Here is a 22,030-nt window from a genome sequence, read left to right as displayed (position 1 = left end):
CGGTCCCCCGGACGGCGCAGCGGGCCGTCCGTACCGTGTGGTGGGCGGGGAGGGGCATTGCGGTCCCCGGGCTGTCGCGCCCGGGGGCTGGGGCGTGGGCGCGCCCTGGCGGGTGGGGGCCGGGGCGGGCCCTCGTCGTAGGTGTGCTGCAGGCTCAGCTGAAGGAGTCGCCGCAGGCGCAGGAGCCCGTGGCGTTCGGGTTGTCGATCGTGAAGCCCTGCTTCTCGATGGTGTCGACGAAGTCGATGGAGGCGCCGCCCAGGTACGGGGCGCTCATGCGGTCCGTGACGACCTTCACACCGTCGAAGTCCTTCACGACGTCGCCGTCGAGGGAGCGCTCGTCGAAGAAGAGCTGGTAGCGCAGGCCGGAGCAGCCGCCGGGCTGGACGGCGACGCGGAGCGCCAGGTCATCGCGGCCTTCCTGCTCCAGCAGGGTCCTGACCTTCTCGGCGGCGGCGTCGGACAGGAGGATGCCGTCGCTCACAGTGGTCTTGTCGTCCTGTACGGACATCTGCATTCACTCCCGAAGTGGGCGGCTCCCCGCGGGGGCGCGGGGAAACGTCGGACTCTTGCCGTCGGTGGCAACGAGCGGGACCGCGGATTCATTCCGGGACCCGACGCTTGTTTCAGATATTCATGCTCGCACACCCCGCGCGGACGCGGGCCCGGCGAATCGGGGGCTGATGCGTCACATTGACACTATCGGCATCGTCAAACTGACGTGAAGCGGTTATGATAGATAGCGTCAAGTAGACGAGAAGTCGAAGCGATGATCCTTAAATCCCTCGTCGCAGAACAGAAAGGGTGCGTGTCGTGACCACCGCCCAGCCGTTGGACGTCCAGCCGACGCCCCTTGCCCTGCTGCTGCTCGGCCGTGAGGCCGACCCCAAGAGCGAGCGCGGGGTGGAGTGCCCCGGCGACCTGCCCTCGCCGTCCGACCCGGACCTCGTGGAGCGCGCCCGCGCGGCCAAGGAGAAGCTCGGGGACAAGGTCTTCATCCTCGGCCACCACTACCAGCGTGACGAGGTCATCGAGTTCGCCGACGTCACCGGCGACTCCTTCAAGCTGGCCAGGGACGCGGCCGCCAAGCCGGAGGCCGAGTACATCGTCTTCTGCGGCGTCCACTTCATGGCCGAGTCCGCGGACATCCTGACCTCGGACGACCAGAAGGTGGTCCTGCCGGACCTGGCCGCCGGCTGCTCGATGGCCGACATGGCCACCGCCGAACAGGTCGCGGAGTGCTGGGACGCGCTGACCGATGCCGGTATCGCCGGTGTGACGGTCCCCGTCTCGTACATGAACTCCTCCGCCGACATCAAGGCCTTCACCGGCAAGCACGGCGGCACGATCTGCACCTCGTCCAACGCGAAGAAGGCCCTGGAGTGGGCGTTCGAGCAGGGCGAGAAGGTGCTCTTCCTCCCGGACCAGCACCTGGGCCGCAACACGGCCGTCCGCGACATGGGCATGTCCCTGGACGACTGCGTGGTCTACAACCCGCACAAGCCCAACGGCGGCCTGACCGCCCAGCAGCTGCGCGACGCCAGGATGATCCTCTGGCGCGGGCACTGCTCGGTCCACGGCCGGTTCTCGGTCGACTCGGTCAACGACGTGCGCGCCCGCATCCCCGGCGTGAACGTCCTGGTCCACCCCGAGTGCAAGCACGAGGTCGTGGCGGCCGCGGACTACGTCGGCTCGACGGAGTACATCATCAAGGCCTTGGAGGCGGCCCCGGCCGGCTCCAAGTGGGCCATCGGTACCGAGCTGAACCTGGTCCGCCGTCTGGCGAATCGTTTCGCTGCCGAGGACAAGGAAGTCGTCTTCCTCGACAAGACGGTCTGCTTCTGTTCGACGATGAACCGCATCGACCTCCCGCACCTGGTGTGGACCCTGGAGTCGCTGGCCGAGGGCACCCTCGTCAACCAGATCCAGGTCGACAAGGAGACGGAGAGCTTCGCGAAGCTCGCGCTGGAGCGCATGCTCGCCCTCCCGTAGGGGCGGCGGCGGTCCGGTTGCCGGAAGGGGTGGTACCCATGCGGGTACCACCCCTTCCGCCGTCCGGGCGGGTCGGCCCGGTCACCGGCCCACCCGCCCGGGCCCGGTCAGACCGGGGCCGGGGTCTCCTGCGGCCGGTCCTGCGGCGCCGCCGCCGGGCGGGCCGCCTTCTTCGCTCGGCGGCGTTCCTTGCGGAGCTCGACCATCGTGTAGAGGGTCGGCACCAGGAGCAGCGTCAGCAGGGTCGAGCTGACCAGGCCGCCGATCACCACGACCGCCAGCGGCTGCGAGATGAAGCCGCCCTCACCGGTGACGCCGAGCGCCATCGGGAGCAGTGCGAAGATCGTCGCCAGGGCCGTCATGAGGATCGGGCGCAGCCGGTGCCGGCCGCCCTCGACGACCGCCTCGACGACGCCCAGGCCCTGGGTGCGGTACTGGTTGACCAGGTCGATCAGGACGATCGCGTTGGTGACGACGATGCCGATGAGCATCAGCATGCCGATCATCGCCGGGACGCCCATCGGGGTGCCGGTGACGATGAGCAGGCCGAGCGAGCCGGTCGCCGCGAACGGGATGGACACCAGCAGGATCAGCGGCTGGACGAGCGACCGGAAGGTCGCCACCAGCAGCATGAACACGATCGCGATGGCCGCGAGCATGGCGAGGCCGAGCGAGCCGAACGCCTCGTCCTGGTCCTCGGAGACTCCCCCGATGGAGGCCGTGGCGCCGTCGGGCAGGTCCAGGGCCTTGAGCCTCGTCTGGAGCTCCGCGCTGACCGCGCCCGTGTTGTCGCCCTGCGGGCGCGCGGTGATGGTGGCGGCGCGGGCGCCGTCGATCCGGGTCATCGCGACCGGACCGGGAACCTCCGCGACCTCGGCGACGTCACCGAGCCTGACCGGGCCGACGGGGAGCGCCCGCAGTTCGGCCAGGGTGGTGGCCGGCTGCGCGGACGTGATGACGATGTCCCGCTCGGTGCCGTCCAGTACGGCCTTGCCCGCCGGGTTGCCGCGGACGGCCTGGGCGACGAGTGCGCCCAGCGCGGCCTGGTCCAGGCCCGCCTCCGCCGCCTTGGGAGTGGCGGTCACCGAGATCCGGGGCACGGACTGGGACAGGTCGCTCTGCACGTCGGTGACGTTGTCCAGCTTCGCCACCGCGGCCCGGACCTGCTCGGCGGCCCGGGCCAGGACCTCGCCGTCGCCCGCCTTGACGACCACGCTGAGGTTCTGGCTGCCGAAGGCGTCGCCGGCCGCGATGCGGGTCTCGCCGATGCCGTCGAGGGCGGCGAGCCGCTCCTCGATCCGCCGCTTCACGGCCTCGGCGTCGCCGGCGTCCTTCAGGGTGACCTGGTAGGAGGCCTGGTTGGAGCCGGTACCGCCACCGAAGGCCGCGAGGAAGCCGGAGGAGCCGACGGTGACCTGGTAGCTCTTGACTCCGTCAACGGAGGCCAGCACCTTCTCGACCTTGCGGCTCGCCTCGTCGGAGGCGGCCAGCGAGGTGCCCGGGGCGAGCTCCTGCTTGACCGTCAGGAGGTCCTGCTCGCCCTGGTCGAAGAAGTTGGTCTTCAGCAAGGGGGTCATGCCGAGGGTGCCGACGAGGACGACCACCGCGATGGCCACGCTGGTCAGGCGGCGCCGGGTGGCGAAGCCCAGGACGCGGACGTAGAAGCGCTGGAGGCGGCTGCGTGCCTCCTTCTCCTCGGCTTCGCGACGGGCCTCGGCGGCGCTCTCGGCGTCCCCGGGCGTGACGCCCTTCGGCGCGCTGAGGAACCAGTACGAGAGCACCGGAACGACCGTCAGCGAGACCAGCAGCGAGGCCAGCAGGGCCGCGGTGACGGTGAGCGAGAAGGAGCCGAAGAGCTCGCCGATCATGCCGCCGACGAGGCCGATGGGCAGGAAGACGGCGACGGTGGTGAGGGTGGAGGAGGTGACCGCCCCGGCGACCTCCCTGACTGCGGTGGTGATCGCGGCCTCGCGCTCCTCGCCGTAGCCGAGGTGGCGCTTGATGTTCTCCAGTACCACGATCGAGTCGTCGACGACCCGGCCGATGGCGATGGTCAGCGCGCCCAGGGTGAGCATGTTGAGCGACAGGTCGCGCGTCCACAGCACGATGAGGGCGAGGACCACGGACAGCGGGATGGACACCGCGGTGACCAGCGTCGAACGCACCGACGCCAGGAAGACCAGAATCACGATCACCGCGAAGAGCAGGCCGAGCATGCCCTCCGTGGTGAGGCTGGAGATGGACTTGGCGACGGCCGGCCCCTGGTCGCTGACGACGGTCAGCTCGGCTCCGGAGCCGAGCGTGGAACGCAGCTCGGGCAGCTTGTCCTTGACCGCGTCGGAGATGGCGACGGCGCTGCCGTCCTTGTCCATGGTGAGGACGAGGGCGAGGCTGGGCCGGCCGTTGGTGCGGGTGATGGATACGGCCTTGGCCGGCTCCTGCCTGACGACGGCGACGTCGCCGAGGCGGACCGCCGGCCTGCCCTGACCGGGGCTCAGGCGCAGGTCCTCGACCTGGGCGAGGGAGGTGAAGCCGTTGCCCACGCGGACGGTGCGGCTCTGGCCCGCCTCGTCGAAGGAGCCGGCGGGGACGGCCGCGCCGCCCGCCCGAAGACCCTGGGCGAGGGCCGCGCCGTCGAGGCCGGCCGCGGCGAGCCGGGCATCGTCGGGGGTCACGGTGACCTGGATGTCCTGGACCCCGTCGACGCTGACCTGGCCGACGCCGTCGATGTCCGACAGGACCGGGACCACGGACTTCTCCAGCTGGTCGGCGAGGGCCTGCTGGTCCTTGTCGGACGTGGCGGCGAGGACCACCGTCGGGATGTCGTCGGTGGAACCGGCCACCACCTGCGGGTCCACATCGGCGGGCAGTCGGACCCGGGCCCGGTTGACGGCCTGCTGGACGTCGGCGACGAGCTGCTTGGTGCCGCTGTCGCCGTAGTCGAAGGTGGCCATGATGAGGGCGTTGCCCTCGCTGGCGGTGGAGGTGATGCCGGTGATGCCGTCGACGCCCTTGAGCGTGGCCTCGATCGGTTCGACGACCTGCTTCTCGACCACGTCGGGTGAGGCGCCCTGGTACGGCGCGAGCACGGACACCATCGGGAGTTCGATGGAGGGCAGCAGTTGCTGCTTGAGCTGCGGGATGGCTATGGCGCCGAAGAGGAGCGCGACGATCGACACGAGGCCGACCAACGCCCTTTGGGTAAGGCTGAAGCGGGACAGCCAGGACATGTGTGTGGGATCTCTCTGCAGTGACGAACGCGAGGGCGCTCCCACCCTGTCCCATGCGGCGGGGACGTTTCGTCGCTCGCAGGTCCCGTCCTTATGTGCGGCATACCGCGTCCGTAGTAGGCGGCGCTACTCCACCCGGGGCCGGACGAGTCCCGATTCGTAGGCGATGACGACCAATTGGGCCCGGTCGCGCGCGCCGAGCTTGGCCATGGCCCGGTTCACGTGCGTCTTGACGGTGAGGGGGCTGACCTCCAGCCGTTCGGCGATGCCGTCGTTGGACAGGCCTGCGGCGACGTGGACGAGGACCTCGCGCTCCCGGACGGTCAGCGCGGCCAGCCGCTCCGCATGAGCCCCGGCCGAGGCGCCGGAGGCGGCCGGGTCGGCGCCGCCGCCCTGGGCGAGGAAGGTGGCGATGAGACCCTTGGTGGCGGCCGGGGAGAGCAGCGCCTCACCGGCGGCGGCGACGCGGATGGCGTTGAGCAGCTCCTCGGGTTCGGCGCCCTTGCCGAGGAAGCCGGAGGCGCCCGCCCGCAGCGCGGACACCACGTACTCGTCCACCTCGAAGGTCGTCAGCATCACCACGCGCACGGCCGCGAGATCCGGGTCGGCGCTGATCATGCGGGTGGCGGCGAGCCCGTCGGTACCGGGCATCCGGATGTCCATCAGGACGACGTCGGGGCGCTCCCGGCGGGCGAGCGCGAAGGCCTGCGCCCCGTCCGAGGCCTCCCCGACGACCTCCATGTCGGGCTCGGAGTCGACGAGCACCTTGAAGGCGCTGCGCAGCAGGGCCTGGTCGTCGGCGAGCAGCACCCTGATCGGTGCGGCGGGGGGCGGGTCCGTAGGAGTGTGGTGCACGGGGTGAGCGTACGCGGGGCCGTCGCGGTCCGTCCGGGGTCCCGTCGGACCGGACGCTCTCAGCCGAGGGCGAGGACGAGGAGCGCGGTGGTCGCCGCCACCTCGGCCAGTGCTCCGAACACGTCGCCGGTGACCCCGTCGAAGCGGCGCACACAGCGGCGGAGGAGGAGTTCCGCGGCGAGCAGGGCGACGAGCACCGCCGCCGCCGCCCGGGCCGCGGCGGGCGGGCCGGCCGGGAGGGCGGCCGCCGCGGCGGCGACGGTGACGAGGGCCACGAGGGCGGCGGCCACCGAACGCGGGACGGCCCCGGCGACCGCGGCGCCGAGCCCCTCGGGCCGGGCCGGCGGAACGCCTTCCCGGGAGGCCAGGGTCATGGCGAGGCGGGCCGTGACAGCGGCGACCACGATGGCGAGGGCGCCACGGACCCAGCTGTCGGCGTACAGCTCGGACAGGGCGGCCGTCTGTACGAGCAGGACGACGATCAGGGCGATCACACCGAAGGGCCCGATGTCGGACTTCTTCATGATGCGCAGTGCCTCGTCGGCCGGTTTGGCGCTGCCCAGGCCGTCCGCCGTGTCGGCCAGCCCGTCCAGGTGCAGTCCCCTGGTCAGCGCGGCCGGTACGGCGACCGTCACGGCCGCCGCGAGCAGTGGTTGGGCGCCGAGCAGCAGCAGGAGCGCTCCGGGGACGGCCGCGAGCGCGCCGACGACCAGTCCGGCGAGCGGGGCGCAGGCCATTCCGGTGCGGGCCGCGGGGCGGTCCCAGCGGGTGATGCGGGCGGGCAGCACGGTGAGGGTGCCGAACGCGAAGCGGACGCCGTCGCGGAACGAGGCGCGCTCCGCGGGCGGCGTCAGGGGCGGGCCGTCGTACGAATCTGTCATCGGCGCGAACGCTACCCGCTCGGGGCGGGCGGTAAATTACCCCATACGTTTCACATAGGGAGAAGTGGGATGGGTCACTGGTGGTATCGGAACATCGTCGAGCCAGGAAAGCTGCCCATGCTGCTCGCCCTGGTCTCCTTCGTGATGTCGTTCCTGGTCACCCGCGTGATCACTCGCATGATCCGGGCTGGCCGCGGCCCCTTCAAGAACGTCACCCCCGGGGGCCTGCACATCCACCACGTCGTGCCGGGCGTGATCCTCGTGATCATCGGGGGGTTCGGCGCCATCGGCAGCGGAAGCAACGGCATCGGGGCGGCGCTCTCGGCCGTGGTCTTCGGGCTCGGGGCCGGGCTGGTCCTGGACGAGTTCGCGCTGATCCTGCACCTCGACGACGTCTACTGGAGCGAGCAGGGCCGCAAGAGCGTGGAGATCGTGGTCGTGACGGCCGCGGTGGTGGCCCTGATCCTGGGCGGGTTCGTGCCCTTCGGGGTGAACGACCTGACCCCCGAGGAACGCCAGAGCCGCGGGCTGGTCGTCATGAACGCGGCCGGCAATTTCTGCCTCGCCCTGGTCGCCCTGTGGAAGGGCAAGGCGCGCACCGCGCTGTTCGGCGTCATCGTCCCCTTCGTGGCGCTGGTCGGCGCGGTCCGTCTGGCCCGGCCCGGCTCCCCGTACGCGAAGCGGTTCTACGCCAACCGTCCGCGCGCCCGGGCCAGGGCGGGGCTGCGGGCCTTCCACCACGACCGGCGCTGGACCGCACGGCGGCGCAGGTTCGAGGAGTTCATCGGCGGCGCCCCGGACCCGCGGCCGGTGTCCCTGGAGAAGCCGCCGGCTCCGCCGGACTGAGAGCGGACGGCGCCGGACCGGACGTACGGCGACGGGCCCTCCCCCGGCCGGTGGAGGGCCCGTCGCCGCGCCGGTGCGTCCGGTCCGTGACGGTCAGCCCGGGATCAGGCCGTCGTCGCTGAGCATCTCCCGGACCTCGTCGAGGCTCGCGTCGGAGGCCGGGAGGATCAGCTCGGACGGCTCCAGGGAGTCGTCCGCAAGCGGCGTGCCCAGCCGCCGGACGGCTTCGAGCAGCGCCCCCAGGGTGCGCCGGAAGCCCTCCTCGTCACCGCCCTCCATCTCCGCGAGCAGTTCGTCGTCCAGCCTGTTGAGCTCGGCGAAGTGACTGTCGGCCACGTCCAGCTGGCCTTCCCCCATGATGCGGACGATCATGACGGCCCCGTCCTACTGCTTGTCGAACCGGTGCTGGGTGTGCGGCTGCTGGGCGCTGCCCTGGGCGCCGCCCTCGATGGCCTGCTGCTGCGCGGACGGGCCGCCGGCCAGCTCCGCCTTCATCCGCTGGAGCTCCAGCTCCACGTCGCTGCCGCCCGAGAGGCGGTCCAGCTCGGCCTGGATGTCGTCCTTGGAGCCGAGGCCGCTGCGGTCGTCGAGCGCTCCGGAGGCCAGCAGTTCGTCGATCGCCCCGGCACGGGCCTGGAGCTGGGCGGTCTTGTCCTCGGCCCGCTGGATGGCCAGGCCGACGTCGCTCATCTCCTCGGAGATGCCGGAGAAGGACTCCGCGATCCGGGTCTGGGCCTGGGCCGCGGTGTAGGTGGCCTTGATGGTCTCCTTCTTCGTGCGGAAGGCGTCCACCTTCGCCTGGAGCCGTTGCGCGGCCAGCGTCAGCTTCTCCTCCTCGCCCTGGAGGGTCTGGTGCTGCACCTCCAGGTCGCTGACCTGCTGCTGGAGCGAGGCGCGGCGGGACAGGGCCTCACGGGCCAGGTCCTCGCGGCCCAGGGCGAGGGCCTTGCGGCCCTGGTCCTCCAGCTTCGCGGACTGCCCCTGGAGCTGGTTCAGCTGCAGTTCCAGGCGCTTGCGGGATGTCGCCACGTCGGCGACGCCGCGGCGCACCTTCTGCAGCAGTTCCAGCTGCTTCTGGTACGAGTAGTCGAGGGTCTCGCGCGGGTCCTCGGCCCGATCAAGGGCCTTGTTCGCCTTCGCGCGGAAGATCATCCCCATACGCTTCATGACACCGCTCATGGGCTTCGCGCGCCCCCTTCTAGACGGACTGTGCTCCAGCTGACCGACAGAACCCACAGTACGGGCCCTGTCTCCATTACCGCACTGTTCGAGGACGGATGCGCTCCTCCTCCAGGACGACTACGCCTCCGCCGTGTCACGCGTGAGGAGTAGGTGGGTCCCCGACCCACCGGGGCGGGCCCCGCCGCTCGGACCGTACACAGGGAAGGACGCCCGCCGTTGCCGGATCGTTCCCCACAGGAGTGGGGCCCGTGCCCGTGACCACGTACGCTTGGGTTTTGTGTTTGGTAGCCGCTCCTCCAAGGAAGAGAAGGCCGCCGCCGCCGACAAGGTGAGCGCCGACCTCTCGCAGCCCCGTGACCCGCAGGCCCCGAAGGGCCGCCCTACGCCGAAGCGCGCCGTGGCCCAGTCGCAGCGCAAGGCCGTGGTGGCCTCGACCGGCAACCGCAAGGAGGACGCGAAGCGGGCCCGTGAGCGCCGCCGCGCCGAGATGGCCAAGCAGCGCGAGGCGCTGGCCAACGGCGACGAGCGCTACCTCCCCACGCGCGACAAGGGCCCCGTACGCCGGTTCGTCCGCGACTTCGTGGACTCCCGCTTCTCGGTGGCCGAGATGTTCCTGCCGCTGGCCGTCGTCATCCTCGTGCTCAGCATGGTGCGCCAGCCCATGATCCAGAACATCGCGCTGCTGTTGTGGCTCGGTGTGATCGCACTGATCATCCTGGACTCCATCGGTCTGGTGTTCCGCCTACGCAAGGCCCTGAATGAGCGCTTCCCGAACGAGCCGCGCCGCGGCGCCGTCGCCTACGGCTTGATGCGCACTCTGCAGATGCGCCGGCTCCGCCTGCCGAAGCCGCAGGTCAAGCGCGGGGAACGACCCTGACCGGAGGGACGCCCGGCGCGTCGGGGGAAGGTTTCGCCGAGGGGGCACGCCTGTGGCTGGAGGGCTTGGGCGGACTGCGCAACGCGGTCCGTCAGGAGCTCGTGGGCCGACAGGTCGACGAACAGATCGCGCAGCGCTTCCCCGTGGGGCAGCGGCTGCGCGTTCTCGATGTCGGCATGGGGCAGGGCACCCAGGCTTTGCGCCTCGCCCGCGCCGGGCACATGGTGACCGGCCTGGAACAGGACCCGGGGATGCTGGCCGTCGCCCGAGAGGCGCTGGCCGTGGAGCCCGCCGGGATCCGCGACCGGGTCAGGCTCATGGAGGGGGACGGGCGCGAGACCGGCGCCCACTTCCTGCCGGGCAGCTTCGACGTGGTGCTGTGCCACGGAGTGCTGATGTACGTACCCGAGCCGGACGCCATGCTGGCCGGGCTGGCCCGGATGCTGGCCCCCGGCGGGCTGCTGTCCCTGCTGGTGCGCAACGGCGACGCACTCGCCATGCGGCACGGGCTGGACGGGGACTGGAAGGGCGCGCTGGCCGCCTTCGACAGCACCGACTACACCAACCGCCTCGGCCTGGACGTACGCGCCGACCGGCTGGCGGGCCTGACTGCGACGCTGTCGGGGATCGGGGCGCCGCTGCAGGCCTGGTACGGCGTACGCGTCTTCACCGACGGCACCGAGGCGGGCGGGGAGCTGCCGCCCGACGAGGAGCTGCAACGACTGCTGGCCGCCGAGGACCGCGCGGGCCGCACCGACCCCTACCGGGGTGTCGCCGCGCTGCTGCACCTCTGCGGCGTCCGGGGCTGACCCCGGCCCTTCGGCCCGCCGCAGACCGGCGGGCCGAAGGGCTCGGAGAGGTCAGGCCTCCAGCGCGGACCGCAGGCTCATGGTGTAGAGCTCGGTGCCGCTGTCGTCGGACAGCCTCACCTGTTCGGTACCGCCCTCCAGCAGGTCCTTCCAGTACTCGCCGATCCAGGACTCCGCGTCGCCCTGCGTGGTGAACTCCTCGGGCACCACCGACGGGCTCGTCTCGCTGCCCTCGGCCGTCTCGAACCGCCACGTCCACGCCATGTCCGCCTCCGTTGCTCGTCCGCTGCTCACACGCTTCTCGCCTTGAGTGTGCCCGCAGAGTAACCGGGCGCGCAGCAGTCTCCGCGACGCGGGAGGATCATCCTGTGGAACTCACTCTGCTCGGCACCGGTACCCCCGAGGGGCTGCCCCGCCCCGGCTGCCCCTGCGCCGCGTGCGCCGTCTCCGTCGGCCCGCGCTCCCGCGCCGCCACGGCGGTCCTCGTCGACGGTGCGCTGCTGCTCGACCTGACCCCCGGTGCGGTGCTGGCCGGCGCGCGGGCCGGGCGTTCGCTGACCGGTGTCCGGCAGGTCCTGCTGACCCACCCGCACGACGGGCCCGCGGTGGAGCTGCCGCCGGGCCTGCCGACCGCCGGGCGGGTGCCGGACGGGCAGGAGCTCTCGGTGATCTCCGGGCACCGGGTGCGGGCGGTGCCGATGGACGCGCCGGGCACCGGGTACGAGGTGACCGGACCGGACGGCGGCCGACTGCTGTACCTGCCGCCCGGCGGGGCGCCGGCCGGGACCGCCGGACGGGCCGGGCGGCGTCCGTACGACGTGGTGCTCGCCGACGTGCCGGGCCGCCCCGAGGCGCTGGCCCGGCTGCGGGCGAGCGGTGCCGTCGGCCCGGCCACGGACGTGATCGCCGTCCACCTCGACCACGACGTGCCGCCGGGCCGGGAGCTGGAGCGCCGGCTCGCGGCCTCCGGGGCACGGGCGGTGCCGGACGGGACCACCGTGCTCGCCGGCGACTACCGGGCGGTGCCGGACCTGCCGCGCCGCACGCTGGTGCTGGGCGGGGCGCGCTCGGGCAAGTCCGTGGAGGCGGAGCGGCGCCTGGAGGGCTTCCCCGAGGTGGTGTACGTGGCCACCGGCGGCACCCGGGACGGGGACGCGGAGTGGGCGCGGCGGATCGGCCTGCACCGGGAGCGCCGGCCGGCGAGCTGGCGGACGGTGGAGACCTGCGAGCTGGTCGGGCTGCTCGCCGAGGACGGGCCGCCGCTGCTGATCGACTGCCTGGCGTTGTGGCTGACCGACGCCATGGACCGGGCCGGGGCCTGGGACGACGAGGTGTGGGCCGAGCACGGGCGCCGGGAGCTGGGCGAGCGGACCGCCGCTCTGGTGGCGGCGGTGCGCGCGACCGGCCGCCAGGTGGTCCTGGTGAGCAACGAGGTCGGCTCGGGCGTGGTTCCGGCGACCGCCTCGGGGCGGCGCTTCCGCGACGAGCTGGGCCGGCTGAACGCAGCGGTGGCGGGCGAGTGCGAGCACGTCCTGCTCGTCGTCGCGGGGCAGGCGGCCGTACTGAAGGAGTAGGCCGGGACGGGGTGTTCACCCGGGCGGCCCGCCCGGCAAGGTGCCCGGACCGGCCGGGCCCGCCGGGGCCTGAGGGAGGACTTCACCGGCTGTACTCTCTGGCAGATGAGCACGCTGAATCTCGACGACTTCTCCGATCTGATCGAGCGCCCCGACGGGGGCGTCCGGCGTGACGCCGAGGAACGCCGCGAGCGCCTCGCCGTACCGCCCGGCGCGCTGGGGCGGCTCGACGAACTCGCCGAGTGGCTCGCCGCCGCGCAGGGGCAGGTCCCGGTCAGGGCGATCGAACGGCCCCGCGTGGTGCTGTTCGCCGCCGACCACGGCATCGCCGCCCAGGGGGTCTCCGCCCGGGCCGCGTCCACCGGGCACGAGCTGGTGCGGGACGTGCTCGACGGCTCCAGCCCGGTCGCCGTGCTGGCCGGCCGGTTCGGCGCCACGATACGGATCGTCGACGCGGGTCTCGACTGCGATCCCGGGCTGCTCCCGGCGGACGTGGTGGCACACCGCGTCCGGCGCGGCAGCGGCCGGATCGACGTCGAGGACGCGCTGACGGTCGAGGAGGCGCAGGCCGCGCTGCGGCTGGGCATGCGCGTCGCCGACGAGGAGGCCGACTCGGGCACGGACCTGGTCGTCCTCGGCGACCTGAGCGTCGGCGGGACGACCGTCGCCGCGACCCTCGTCGCGGCGCTGTGCGGAACGGACGCCTCGGTGGTCACCGGCCGTGGCGGCCGGCCCATCGACGACCTGGCCTGGATGCGCAAGTGCGCGGCGATCCGCGACGCGCTGCGCCGGGCCCGTCCGGTGCTGGGCGACCAGGTCGCGCTGCTCGCGGCGGTCGGCGGCGCGGACGTCGCCGCCATCACCGGATTCCTGCTCCAGTGCGCGGTGCGCCGTACGCCCGTCATCCTCGACGGTGTTGTTTCGGCCGCGTGCGGACTGGTGGCCCAGCGGGCCGCGTTCCGGGCTCCCGACTGGTGGCTGGCGGGTCAGGCCAGCGGCGAGCCGGGCCAGGCGAAGGCACTTGACCGAATGGCACTCAACCCCGTGCTCGATCACGGCGTCACAGTGGGTGAAGGCACCGGGGCATTGCTGGCTCTCCCCCTCGTCCAGGCGGCCGCCGCGCTCGCGGCGGAGCTTCCTGAACGCGCGGCGGAGAAGCCGACGGAATGAGCCGCCGGGGGCCGCGGCCCTGACCAGGCCGTGGCCCCCGACCGCACCATCACGGACAGCGACGCCCCATATGATCGCTTTTTATGGGAGAGGTCCGTTTGACCAGCGCAGAGACCGACCGCACCGCCGTACCGGCGACCGGTCCGTCATCCGGCAGGAAAGAGACCGGCGGGGACCCCGCCGGCAAGGCGGCGGGGGGCGGCCGGGAGACCGGTCGGGGGAGCGCCCGCTCACAGCGCGGAGCCGCGTTCGCGGTCTGGTACCTGCGCGCCGTCACCTTCATCAACTTCCTCAGCGCGGTGTGGGTTTCACTCGGCCAGGACCTGCGGCGCCACAACATCGAGGACTTCTACACCCCGTACATGCTCACCGCGGGCTTCGCGTCCGGGCTGTTCACGCTGCTGCTGGCCGTCACCCTCGGCCGCCGCAAGCGCGCCTCCTGGATCCTGAACCTCGTCCTGAGCGGCCTCCTGGCCCTGCTCCTCGCCTACGCGCTCGCCGCGTACGAGGAGATCCGCGAGCACCCGCAGAACTGGGTCTCGCTGGCCCTGACCGCCCTCTTCACGGGTGCGCTGCTGCTGGGCCGCCGGGAGTTCTACGCCAAGGGCGACCGCTCCAACCCGGCGTTCGCCGCCGCCGTGGCCGCCGTCGGCCTGCTCGTCACCTCGCTCGTCGCGGCCCTCCTCGTGGGAGCCGCCAACACCTCCCCCGACAGTGCCGGCGTCTCCTTCCCGGAGCGCTGGAAATACGGCGTGATGCGGCTGATCACCCTGGCCCCCGACGACCGGACCTCCGCGGCGATCACCCCGCCCGGCTGGGTGGACGTCTTCATCAACGTCATGTCGATGCTGCTGCTGCTCGCCGTCCTGTTCGCGGCGTTCCGCTCGCGCCGCGCCGTCGACCCGATCAGCGAGGAGGACGAGGAGCGACTGCGGGCGCTGCTGGCCCGGCAGGGAGACCGCGACTCGCTCGGCTACTTCGCGCTGCGCCGCGAGAAGTCCGTCATCTGGTCCCCCACCGGCAAGGCCGCCGTGACCTACCGCGTCGTCGGCGGGGTCTCGCTCGCCTCCGGCGACCCGATCGGCGACCCGGAGGCCTGGCCCGGGGCCATCGACCCGTGGCTGGCCGAGGCGCGCGAGCACGGCTGGGTACCGGCCGTGATGGGCGCGAGCGAAGAGGCCGGGCAGATCTACGCCCGGCACGGCCTGGACGCCCTGGAGCTCGGCGACGAGGCGATCGTGGAGACCGCCGAATTCACCCTGGAGGGCCGTGCCATGCGCACCGTCCGGCAGGCGTACAACCGCGTCAAGCGGGCCGGGTACACGGTCCGCATCCGCCGCCACGCCGACATCCCGGCCGAGGAGATGGCGGAGCTGGTGCGCCGCGCCGACGACTGGCGCGACGGTGCCACCGAACGCGGCTTCTCCATGGCGCTGGGCCGGCTGGGCGACCCCGCGGACGGCCAGTGCGTGATGCTGGAGTGCACCGACGGAGACGGCGATCTGCGGGCCGTGCTGTCCTTCGTGCCGTGGGGCCCGGGGGGGCTGTCGCTGGACCTGATGCGCCGCGACCGGGACTCCGAGAACGGCCTGATGGAGTTCATGGTCATCGAGCTGCTCGCACGCTCCGCGGAGATCGGGGTCACCCAGGTCTCGCTGAACTTCGCGATGTTCCGGTCGGTGTTCGAACGCGGGTCCCGGCTCGGAGCGGGCCCCGTGCTGCGGCTGTGGCGCTCGCTGCTGAGCTTCTTCTCGCGCTGGTGGCAGATCGAGTCCCTCTACCGGGCCAACGCCAAATACCGCCCGATCTGGGAACCGCGGTTCATGCTCTTCGAGAAGAGTTCGGACCTGCTGCGCATCGGTGTCGCGGCCGGCCGGGCCGAGGGCTTCCTGGAGGCCCCCGGCCTTCCGAAGTGGCTGCACCGCAGACACCTGGAGACCCGCCGTTGACAGCGTGGAACAGCACACCACTGCGGCGGTTCGCCCGCCGCGAGTGGGGTCCCATGTTCTGGACCGTCCGGGACGCCCTCGCCCGCGACGGATGGCGGGCGATCCCGATGACCCTGGGCGCGGTCTGCCTGACCCTTGTCTTCCAGATCGTGCAGAACACCTCGTGGGGCTTCCAGCCGGTGCAGGACCTCGGTTCGGTCAAGGCCGTCGACCCGTTCTGGCTGGCCCTGCTGCGCACCCCCCTGTCCTTGTTCGTTCCGGCCCTCGACCTGCCGGTGTGGGGTGCGCTCGCGCAGATGCTCCTGGTGTTCGGCATCGCGGAGATCTGCATCGGCTGGTGGCGCACACTGGTGATCGGCTACCTCGCCACCCTCGCCGGGACCACCTACGCGCGGATCGGTGTCGCGCTCGGCCCGGAGCACCCCTTCGGACTGCCGGTCTCCGACCGCATCGTCAACGACACCGGGCCGTCGGCGGCGGTGGTCGGCCTCGCCCTCTACCTCTGCTGGCGCCACCGGGCGTACCTGACCGGCGCCCTGGTGATCCTCTCGATGATCGGCGAGGTGCTGGTCAAGAACAACCTGGCCGGCAAGGAGCACCTGGCGGCCATCGCCGCCGTCATGGCCGTGTGCGTGGTCCGGGCCCGGTGGAGCCAGGTGCGCTCCCGCGTCCCGGTCGGCCAGGGCCCTCCGCCCTGAGCGGCTCCCCGGCAGGCCGTACCGTATCGGGGTGACGACAGACCGCGGGCCGTTCGCCCCCACCCGACAGTGGTTGCGGGGCCATCCGCTGGCCACGGACGGCGTACTGGCGTTCGGCGCGCTCGTCGCCATGGTCGTCGGCTCCTTCGCCGATCCGCACGGGCCGCACGGGCCCACCTTCGGGACGCGTACCCCCGAGCCCTTCTCCCTGCTGCTGATGCTGCTCGGCTCGGCGGCGCTGGTGTTCCGGCGCCGGCGGCCGCGCGCCGTGCTCGCGGTGACCTGCGGGCTTTCGCTGCTGGAGCTGACCACCGGGGAGCCGCGGGCACCGGTCGCCATGTGCACGGTGATCGCCCTCTACACGGTGGCGGCCCACACCGACCGGCCGACGACCTGGCGGATCGGGCTGCTCACGATGACGGGCCTGACGGGCGTGGCGATGCTCGCCGGGCCGCTGCCCTGGTACGCGCAGGAGAACCTCGGGATCTTCGCCTGGACGGGCATGGCCGCGGCGGCCGGGGACGCCGTGCGCAGCCGACGGGCCTTCGTCGACGCCATCCGCGAGCGCGCCGAACGGGCCGAGCGCACCCGCGACGAGGAGGCCCGGCGGCGGGTCGCGGAGGAGCGGCTGCGGATCGCCCGGGACCTCCACGACGTGGTGGCCCACCACATCGCCCTGGTCAACGTGCAGGCCGGGGTGGCCGCGCACGTCATGGACAAGCGGCCGGACCAGGCCAAGGAGGCGCTGGCGCACGTACGGGAGGCCAGCCGGTCGGCGCTCAACGAGCTGCGGGCGACCGTCGGCCTGCTCAGGCAGTCCGGGGACCCGGAGGCGCCGACCGAGCCGGCGCCGGGGCTCGGCGTCCTCGACGAGCTGGTGGACACCTTCCGGCACGCCGGACTGCCGGTGGAGGTGATCGTCCAGCTGGACTGCGGGACGGGGCCCCTGCCGGCGGCGGTGGACCTGGCGGCGTACCGGGTCGTCCAAGAAGCGCTGACCAACGTGCGCAAGCACGCGGGGCCGGGGGCGCGGGCCGAAGTGAGCGTGGTCCGGGTCGGCCCGTCGGTGGAGGTGACCGTGCTCGACGACGGGGGCACGGAGCCCGCCGACGTCGAGCCGGGCGGCGGCCACGGCCTGCTCGGCATGCGGGAGCGGGCCACGGCCCTGGGCGGTTCCTGCTCCACGGGCCCCCGCTTCGGCGGCGGCTACCGCGTGCACGCCGTCCTGCCGTGGGCCTGACCGGCGGCCACGCAGGACACGCGTCCTAGGGGCAGGTCCTGCGCCAGGCGTCGAGGTCGTACCGCTTCTGGATCGAGCTGAGCCGCAGTGTCTTCGACCCCCTGCAGAAACTCGACGTCGACCGTTCGTACTCCGCGTGGAAGACGGCCTTGCCGGCCTCGATGAAGGGGGTCAGCCGGTCGCACTCGTCGTACTGCGCGCACTGCTCGTTGACCGCGAAGTCGAAGTCCCCGACGAGCTGCGGGATCTGGTCGAGGTCGTTCTTCAGGCCGACGGCCATGCCCCGGTCGTGTGCGAGCTTCGCGATCAGCCGGTTGTAGCGCAGCTGATCGTCGGCGGTGAGCGGGAATCCGGAGGCGTTCTTGTAGCCGTCCATGTTGTCCGGCTCGACCGCGTCGAAACCCTTCTCCCGGCACATGTCGAACCGCTTGGCCATCAGGGGCTCCAGTTCCGCCACGCGCCGGATGTCCAGCCAGCGCTCGCCCTCCCAGCCGTTGCCCTTGCCGAGCAGGTCCCGCGGGAACGCTTCCGCGTCCGGCCGGAAGTCCTCCCACGCCCCGGTGGAGAGGTAGCAGATGGTCCGGCGGCCGGCCTTGCGCAGCTCGGCGACCTGTTCCCGCGTGGTGGTGAACCCGTCGACGTCGTAGACGGGTGCCTTCACCGAGGTGTCGAGCCTGCCGGTGAGCTGCCACTGCCAGTCGGTGCCGGGCGGGGGCTGCCAGCGCCCGCCGGGAGCGGTTTCCGGCCGGCGGCGCGGTTCGCCGTCGTCGTCCGGTCCGGCCGTGCAGGCGGCGAGCAACAGGAGGGGCAGGACCAGCAGGAGTCGCAGCGGCCGCGGTGTCCTCATCCCGCCGTCTCCAGGGCGTACGGGAGGGTGCCCCACGGGTGCGGGCCGTTGCCCGGGACCGCGCAGTGCACGCCCGCACCCCGCTGCGCGGCGAGTGCTCCGGCGAGCCGGGCGGCGATCTCTCCGGGAGGGACGCCGTACACGAGGTGGCAGAACCGCTGGGCGGGGTGGTCGGCGGTCCAAGGCGGTGGCGCCCCCGCCGCCCGGTAGGCGTCCCAGGGGCCCTCGAAGGTGACGAGCAGGTCGGCGAGTTCCACGTAGCCCGGATGCGGGTGTGCCCCGTGGTTGAGGACGAGCGTACGGGCGCCCGCGGCCCGGGCGGCGACCGTGAGCCGCCCGTAGTGCGGGAGCAGTTCGGGGTCGGCGGCGGCCTGGTCGAGGAAGGCCCCGTCGGCGGCGTACCAGTCGCGGTGGCGCAGCAGGTCCTGCACCACCGCGGCGTGCGGGCGGCGCCCGTAGTCGGTGTCGACGTAGCCGAGGACGGGCACGCCGGCCTCCCGGAGCCGCTCGGCGACGCTCGCGAACCGCTCGTCGCGGGCGGCGCCGGGTCCGCTGCCGGGGTTGAGGACCACCGAGTGGAGCCGGTCCGCGCCGCGGATGAGCCGCTCCCAGGCCTCGGGCCGTTCGGCGGGATGCTCGTACAGGGGCACCAGCAGCATGGGGTCCTTCTTCTTCTCCGGCACATACGTCTCGGGCGTCATCGGTGGGCGGTCGCGCGGCCCAGGAGCAGGCATACCAGGGTGGCCAGCGCGGCGGCGGCCGTGCCCGCGACGATCAGCTGAACGGCCCGGGGCTGGGCCAGCCCGGTCAGCAGGGCCAAGCTCTGGGCGACGGCGGCCGAGGCGCAGACCACGGCCGCGGGCCGGACGGCTCCGAAGGACTGCAGGAGCAGCCCGCTCCACATGACCGTCCCGAGGAGCAGCAGGGTGGCGACGCGGACCCCGGTGAGCCCGGGGGCTCCGGGCCACAGGAGGGTTCCGGTCACGCCGAGGGCCAGCAGCACCGACAGGTAGACGCCGAGGCAGCGGGCCAGGGTGGTCAGCATCCGGCGCCGGAACTGGCGGGGCGAGCGGGCCCCCTGCAGCCCGGAGAGGGTGCCGCTGCGGAAGCGGTGCAGCAGCCACTCGGCGGGGCCCATGCTGAGGGTGAGGGCCACCGCCGACGGAGCGGCGACGGCCTCGGCCGGACCTCCGGCGAGCACCTCGCCCAGGGCGGCGTAGAGCACGAGCAGGCCCGTGCCCAGGCCGAACACGCCGAAGGGCACCGAGTCCCCGAGCCGGGGTCCGCGGGACGCGTACTCCTCCTCGGCACCGCGCAGCATCTGCCAGCGCACCGGGCCGACGCGGGCGGGCCGGCGGGCCGCCCGGCCCCGGATCCGGCGTGCGGCGGCCCGGAGCCCGTCGGCCAGCGGGAGCTCCCGTAGGGCCAGGGTGCAGGCGGCCACCAGGGACACCACCAGGAGCGTCACCCGGACCGGCACGGGCAGGTCGACGAAGAGCACGGCCACGGCTCCGGCGGCCATCGGGGCGAGGGCCGCGAGCAGCACCCGCTCCCGGCCGAGGACCAGCAGGCAGGTGGCGGCCCCGACGTACAGGGCCTGACCGGCGGCGAAGGCGGAGGAGAACGGCGGCCCGCCGGGCACGGACAGCGCCGCGGCGGTGCCCAGCAGGGCTCCGACGGGGGCGCCCACGAGCAGGGTCCGCCCGGCGGCGGGCCGGTCGCCGAGGCCGAGCCAGGAGTAGGCGCGGTGGGACAGGGTCTGGTCCCAGCACCACCCTATGAGCGCTCCGGCGAGCAGGGTCAGGGTCCCGGCGGGCAGGCCGAGGCGGTCCGGCGGGCCTTCGAGGAGGGGGGCGCCCAGGAGGTAGGCCAGGCCGGGCAGGGCGAAGATGACCCCGCGCAACAGGCAGGCGGAGAGGGAGACCTTCCAGGGGTCGGCTGCGGGCCCCGGCTCCGGGAAGGAGCGGGGCACGCGTGCGTAGAGCTCCTCGGCGAGGGCGAAGGAGTCACGTCGGCCGTAGGTGAGCCGGATGTACTCGTCGGTCATGCCGTCGGATTCGAGGACGGCGGCGATCTCGTCGGGGTGGACGGCGGAGGCGATGAACACGTCGAGGCGTTCGGCCAGTTCGTCCATCGGGTCGGCGGCGGGCCCGGCGTCCCCGGCACGCGGCCGGGGGATCGCCGGGAGGGTTCCGGAGCCGGCGCCCGGCCCGGATCCGGGCGGTTTGAGCCAGAGGGATCCGCTCACCAGGCCCCCCCTTTCCCGGCCTCTTTGTGGGAACGCCCCAGGGCCGCGAGTTCGCGGTACCAGGGGTCGGCGAGCCGCTGGGTCCACGCGTCGCCCGCGTGGACGGGCAGGACGGGCTGGCCCGCCAGTTCCCGGTAGATGTGCCGGAAGCCGTCCACGGACTGGTGGAGGGTGAACTTCTCCACGACCCGCTTGCGCGACATCCGGCCGAGTTCGGCACGGCGTTCGTCGTCGCGGAGCAGGGCGAGGGTGGCGCGGGCCATGGTTTCGGGCTCGCGCGGCGGCACGACCAGACCGGTGTCCCCGACGGCCTCGCGGACGCCGCCGACGTCGGTGGAGACGGTGGTGCGGCCGCAGGACATGGCTTCGATGATGCTGAAGGGGAAGCCCTCGCTGATGGAGGAGAGCATCACGACGGAACCGGCCGCGTAGGCCCGGGCGACCTGCTCGATGCGGCCCTCGTAGGTGATCCCGTCGGTCACGCCGAGTTCGGCGGCGAGCTTCTCCAGGCGCAGCTTGTAGTCCTCGCAGCCGGCCGGGACGGGGCCGAAGAGGCGCAGCCTCAGGGCGGGCAGCTCCTCGCGCATGAAGGCGTAGGCCCGGACCAGTGTTTCGAGGTCCTTGATCGGGTCGATGCGGCCGCACCAGCTGAGGGTGGGCACGTCCGGTTCGGGCCCGGCCTCGGGGAAGGCGTGCGGGTCGACGCCGTTGTAGACCGTGCGGATCCGCTCGGAGTCGGCGCCTCCGCGCTCCTCCCAGCGGCGGTTGTACTGGTTGCAGGGGGTGATCAGGTCGGCCTGGCGGTAGCCCTCGGTGTTGAGCTCGCGGTAGAAGGCGAGCATGAGCGCCTTGACGGGCCAGCGCTGTTCGGCGGTGCGGTAGCCGAGGTAGCGCTCGCGCAGGTAGATGCCGTGCTCGGTGAGGAGGAAGGGCACCCCGTCGAGGTGTTTGGCGGCGAGCGCGGGCAGGGTGGCGAGGCCGCTGCTGACGGCGTGCGCGACGCTGTCGGGCGGGATGCGGACCGCGAGCGGGCGCAGCGCGTGTTCCAGCAGGTCGGTCACGGTGAGCGCGTCGTGGATGGTGGGCGCCGCCTCGGCGGTGGACAGGCCGGGCCGGGTCCAGACCTTCATCAGGAGGCGCAGAACCGATTCGGACCGCAGGGCCGCGGCGAGTTTCCCGGCCCGGGCCAGCACCGCGAGCTCGCGCAGGGCCTCGGAGAAGGTGCGGTCGGCAGGGTCGGCAGCCGGGTCGAGCAGGGCGAGCAGGAGGCGCTCGTAGACCTCGGTGAAACGGCGGTGGGCCTTGCCGCGCAGGGCCGACCGGCGGCCCCGGCCGGGTGGCGGACCCCAGAGCGGGACGGCCGTGTGCCGGTAGACGTTGCGGGGCAGTTCCCAAGTGACCGGCTCGCGTCCGGAGCCGGTCAGGGCTATGACGTTGAAGTCGACCTCCGGCATGCCGCGGACCAGTTGGTCGCACCAGGTGCTGACGCCCCCGTGGACGTGTGGATAGGTGCCTTCGGTGAGCATGGTGACGTGACGCCCATGACTCATGCGGTGTGTCCCCCCAGGACGGAAAAGGGGCCGGCGCCCGTGGGTTCGCGGAGCGCCGGCGCGGTGCTACTCGGTGGTGTCG

The 22,030-nt window shown here is 72.8% G+C and carries 20 protein-coding genes; 9 read left to right on the top strand and 11 right to left on the bottom strand.

The annotated features are described in order from the left end of the window. Positions 1-154: 154 nt before the first annotated feature. Positions 155-511, bottom strand: a complete 357-nt coding sequence (locus tag ACFW2G_RS28465; protein WP_030029080.1) for an iron-sulfur cluster assembly accessory protein — start codon at positions 509-511, stop codon at positions 155-157. 293 nt (positions 512-804) lie between these two features. On the opposite strand from ACFW2G_RS28465, the gene nadA reads away from it, so the two are divergent. Continuing rightward, on the top strand, positions 805-1,992 hold the full coding sequence (gene nadA / locus ACFW2G_RS28460; RefSeq protein WP_037927054.1) for a quinolinate synthase NadA: 1,188 nt from the start codon (positions 805-807) through the stop codon (positions 1,990-1,992). A gap of 107 nt (positions 1,993-2,099) precedes the next feature. Here the strand turns inward: nadA and ACFW2G_RS28455 are convergent, their stop codons facing one another. From ACFW2G_RS28455 to cobS, 3 genes are all read right to left on the bottom strand, one after another. After that, on the bottom strand, positions 2,100-5,222 hold the full coding sequence (locus tag ACFW2G_RS28455) for an efflux RND transporter permease subunit (protein WP_384581184.1): 3,123 nt from the start codon (positions 5,220-5,222) through the stop codon (positions 2,100-2,102). A gap of 126 nt (positions 5,223-5,348) precedes the next feature. Beyond that, on the bottom strand, positions 5,349-6,077 hold the full coding sequence (locus tag ACFW2G_RS28450; RefSeq protein ID WP_052031204.1) for a response regulator transcription factor: 729 nt from the start codon (positions 6,075-6,077) through the stop codon (positions 5,349-5,351). A 59-nt stretch (positions 6,078-6,136) separates the two neighbouring features. Next, entirely contained in the window at positions 6,137-6,958 is an 822-nt protein-coding gene (gene cobS / locus ACFW2G_RS28445; protein WP_384453488.1) for an adenosylcobinamide-GDP ribazoletransferase, read from the bottom strand. A 69-nt stretch (positions 6,959-7,027) separates the two neighbouring features. On the opposite strand from cobS, the gene ACFW2G_RS28440 reads away from it, so the two are divergent. Continuing rightward, positions 7,028-7,804, top strand: a complete 777-nt coding sequence (locus ACFW2G_RS28440) for a hypothetical protein (protein ID WP_037927062.1) — start codon at positions 7,028-7,030, stop codon at positions 7,802-7,804. 93 nt (positions 7,805-7,897) lie between these two features. Here the strand turns inward: ACFW2G_RS28440 and ACFW2G_RS28435 are convergent, their stop codons facing one another. Together ACFW2G_RS28435 and ACFW2G_RS28430 are read right to left on the bottom strand one after the other, a co-directional pair. After that, on the bottom strand, positions 7,898-8,176 hold the full coding sequence (locus ACFW2G_RS28435; RefSeq protein ID WP_384454691.1) for a hypothetical protein: 279 nt from the start codon (positions 8,174-8,176) through the stop codon (positions 7,898-7,900). Between the two features lie 12 nt (positions 8,177-8,188). Next, positions 8,189-8,983, bottom strand: coding sequence for a PspA/IM30 family protein (locus ACFW2G_RS28430; protein WP_078556950.1), 795 nt, complete (start codon positions 8,981-8,983; stop codon positions 8,189-8,191). Between the two features lie 280 nt (positions 8,984-9,263). Here ACFW2G_RS28430 and ACFW2G_RS28425 point away from each other — a divergent pair, with 280 nt between their 5' ends. Together ACFW2G_RS28425 and ACFW2G_RS28420 are read left to right on the top strand one after the other, a co-directional pair. After that, the gene (locus ACFW2G_RS28425) at positions 9,264-9,863 is read left to right on the top strand and encodes a DUF3043 domain-containing protein (protein WP_384454687.1); all 600 of its coding nucleotides are present in this window, start codon (positions 9,264-9,266) and stop codon (positions 9,861-9,863) included. Between the two features lie 56 nt (positions 9,864-9,919). Then, positions 9,920-10,672 carry a class I SAM-dependent methyltransferase gene (locus tag ACFW2G_RS28420; RefSeq protein ID WP_052031232.1) on the top strand — a complete coding sequence of 251 codons (753 nt, stop codon included), beginning with the start codon at positions 9,920-9,922 and terminating at the stop codon, positions 10,670-10,672. A 51-nt stretch (positions 10,673-10,723) separates the two neighbouring features. Here the strand turns inward: ACFW2G_RS28420 and ACFW2G_RS28415 are convergent, their stop codons facing one another. Further along, positions 10,724-10,936 carry a hypothetical protein gene (locus ACFW2G_RS28415; protein ID WP_037927074.1) on the bottom strand — a complete coding sequence of 71 codons (213 nt, stop codon included), beginning with the start codon at positions 10,934-10,936 and terminating at the stop codon, positions 10,724-10,726. 104 nt (positions 10,937-11,040) lie between these two features. Here ACFW2G_RS28415 and ACFW2G_RS28410 point away from each other — a divergent pair, with 104 nt between their 5' ends. From ACFW2G_RS28410 to ACFW2G_RS28390, 5 genes are all read left to right on the top strand, one after another. Continuing rightward, positions 11,041-12,246, top strand: a complete 1,206-nt coding sequence (locus ACFW2G_RS28410) for a bifunctional adenosylcobinamide kinase/adenosylcobinamide-phosphate guanylyltransferase (protein WP_384454684.1) — start codon at positions 11,041-11,043, stop codon at positions 12,244-12,246. 105 nt (positions 12,247-12,351) lie between these two features. Further along, on the top strand, positions 12,352-13,416 hold the full coding sequence (gene cobT, locus ACFW2G_RS28405) for a nicotinate-nucleotide--dimethylbenzimidazole phosphoribosyltransferase (protein WP_037927080.1): 1,065 nt from the start codon (positions 12,352-12,354) through the stop codon (positions 13,414-13,416). An 83-nt stretch (positions 13,417-13,499) separates the two neighbouring features. Beyond that, the gene (locus ACFW2G_RS28400) at positions 13,500-15,365 is read left to right on the top strand and encodes a phosphatidylglycerol lysyltransferase domain-containing protein (protein ID WP_384581187.1); all 1,866 of its coding nucleotides are present in this window, start codon (positions 13,500-13,502) and stop codon (positions 15,363-15,365) included. Between the two features lie 53 nt (positions 15,366-15,418). Beyond that, positions 15,419-16,063 (top strand): hypothetical protein, encoded by a 645-nt coding sequence (locus ACFW2G_RS28395; protein WP_052031205.1) that lies wholly within the window; start codon positions 15,419-15,421, stop codon positions 16,061-16,063. Between the two features lie 31 nt (positions 16,064-16,094). Beyond that, positions 16,095-17,303, top strand: a complete 1,209-nt coding sequence (locus ACFW2G_RS28390) for a sensor histidine kinase (RefSeq protein ID WP_384454676.1) — start codon at positions 16,095-16,097, stop codon at positions 17,301-17,303. 25 nt (positions 17,304-17,328) lie between these two features. On the opposite strand, the gene ACFW2G_RS28385 is transcribed toward ACFW2G_RS28390, so the two are convergent. Genes ACFW2G_RS28385 through pelF form a run of 4 tightly spaced genes read right to left on the bottom strand, consistent with a single transcriptional unit; the run spans position 17,329 to position 21,948 of the window. Beyond that, the gene (locus ACFW2G_RS28385; RefSeq protein WP_037927092.1) at positions 17,329-18,150 is read right to left on the bottom strand and encodes an endo alpha-1,4 polygalactosaminidase; all 822 of its coding nucleotides are present in this window, start codon (positions 18,148-18,150) and stop codon (positions 17,329-17,331) included. Then, a complete protein-coding gene (locus ACFW2G_RS28380) occupies positions 18,147-18,851 on the bottom strand; it encodes a spherulation-specific family 4 protein (RefSeq protein ID WP_384454673.1) in 705 nt (234 codons plus the stop codon). The genes ACFW2G_RS28385 and ACFW2G_RS28380 overlap by 4 nt, the downstream gene beginning before the upstream one ends. Continuing rightward, entirely contained in the window at positions 18,848-20,398 is a 1,551-nt protein-coding gene (locus tag ACFW2G_RS28375) for a hypothetical protein (protein WP_037927094.1), read from the bottom strand. The genes ACFW2G_RS28380 and ACFW2G_RS28375 overlap by 4 nt, the downstream gene beginning before the upstream one ends. Then, entirely contained in the window at positions 20,395-21,948 is a 1,554-nt protein-coding gene (gene pelF / locus ACFW2G_RS28370) for a GT4 family glycosyltransferase PelF (RefSeq protein ID WP_037927096.1), read from the bottom strand. The genes ACFW2G_RS28375 and pelF overlap by 4 nt, the downstream gene beginning before the upstream one ends. Positions 21,949-22,030: the final 82 nt, after the last annotated feature.

The sequence above is a fragment of the Streptomyces sp. NPDC058880 genome (assembly GCF_042742535.1).
Lineage (GTDB): Bacteria > Actinomycetota > Actinomycetes > Streptomycetales > Streptomycetaceae > Streptomyces.
This window is presented reverse-complemented; position numbering and strand designations above follow the sequence as displayed.

What these genes read in the sequence shown, in the direction of transcription:
- ACFW2G_RS28395 (WP_052031205.1), top strand. Translation starts at nt 15,419, where the DNA reads ATGTTCTGGACCGTCCGGGACGCCCTCGCCCGCGACGGATGGCGGGCG.
- cobS (WP_384453488.1), bottom strand. Translation starts at nt 6,958, where the DNA reads ATGACAGATTCGTACGACGGCCCGCCCCTGACGCCGCCCGCGGAGCGC.
- ACFW2G_RS28435 (WP_384454691.1), bottom strand. Translation starts at nt 8,176, where the DNA reads ATGATCGTCCGCATCATGGGGGAAGGCCAGCTGGACGTGGCCGACAGT.
- ACFW2G_RS28465 (WP_030029080.1), bottom strand. Translation starts at nt 511, where the DNA reads ATGTCCGTACAGGACGACAAGACCACTGTGAGCGACGGCATCCTCCTG.
- cobT (WP_037927080.1), top strand. Translation starts at nt 12,352, where the DNA reads ATGAGCACGCTGAATCTCGACGACTTCTCCGATCTGATCGAGCGCCCC.
- ACFW2G_RS28385 (WP_037927092.1), bottom strand. Translation starts at nt 18,150, where the DNA reads ATGAGGACACCGCGGCCGCTGCGACTCCTGCTGGTCCTGCCCCTCCTG.
- ACFW2G_RS28455 (WP_384581184.1), bottom strand. Translation starts at nt 5,222, where the DNA reads ATGTCCTGGCTGTCCCGCTTCAGCCTTACCCAAAGGGCGTTGGTCGGC.
- ACFW2G_RS28400 (WP_384581187.1), top strand. Translation starts at nt 13,500, where the DNA reads ATGGGAGAGGTCCGTTTGACCAGCGCAGAGACCGACCGCACCGCCGTA.
- ACFW2G_RS28440 (WP_037927062.1), top strand. Translation starts at nt 7,028, where the DNA reads ATGGGTCACTGGTGGTATCGGAACATCGTCGAGCCAGGAAAGCTGCCC.
- ACFW2G_RS28430 (WP_078556950.1), bottom strand. Translation starts at nt 8,983, where the DNA reads ATGAGCGGTGTCATGAAGCGTATGGGGATGATCTTCCGCGCGAAGGCG.
- ACFW2G_RS28415 (WP_037927074.1), bottom strand. Translation starts at nt 10,936, where the DNA reads ATGGCGTGGACGTGGCGGTTCGAGACGGCCGAGGGCAGCGAGACGAGC.
- ACFW2G_RS28380 (WP_384454673.1), bottom strand. Translation starts at nt 18,851, where the DNA reads ATGACGCCCGAGACGTATGTGCCGGAGAAGAAGAAGGACCCCATGCTG.
- pelF (WP_037927096.1), bottom strand. Translation starts at nt 21,948, where the DNA reads ATGAGTCATGGGCGTCACGTCACCATGCTCACCGAAGGCACCTATCCA.